This is a genomic window from Psychrobacter sp. 16-MNA-CIBAN-0192 (genome assembly GCF_040309565.1).
Taxonomy (GTDB): Bacteria; Pseudomonadota; Gammaproteobacteria; order Pseudomonadales; family Moraxellaceae; genus Psychrobacter.
This window is the reverse complement of sequence record NZ_JBEOOX010000120.1, coordinates 1-288: the sequence shown is the minus strand read 5'-3', so window position 1 is coordinate 288 and position 288 is coordinate 1. Positions and strand designations below refer to the sequence as shown.

Here is a 288-nt window from a genome sequence, read left to right as displayed (position 1 = left end):
ATTGTCAGGCGTGCCCAGATAATTGACGGCAATCACCAAGGGGAAGTTAAGCATCAGCGCAATGCCACAGACAGTCCATGCTGCGATAAATTTTCCGATCACTCGTTCCACTGAGGTGACAGGCAAGGCCTTCAGGGTGTCGTAAAAGCTGGCGTTGGATTCATCCGACCACAACTGCGTCGATAACAGGGGGACCAGCACCAAATAGAGCCAGGGATGCAGCTCGAAAAAGGCCTGCAGATCGCTGCTGTTGCGCTCCATCCATTGGTTGGAATGCAGTCCCAGCAC

General features: G+C 53.5%; 1 protein-coding gene. It reads right to left on the bottom strand.

Translation table 11 applies throughout. The features are described 5' to 3' along the window. A partial coding sequence (locus tag AAEY78_RS12585) for an ABC transporter permease (RefSeq protein WP_352339673.1) occupies nt 1–288 on the bottom strand: 288 nt, incomplete at both ends.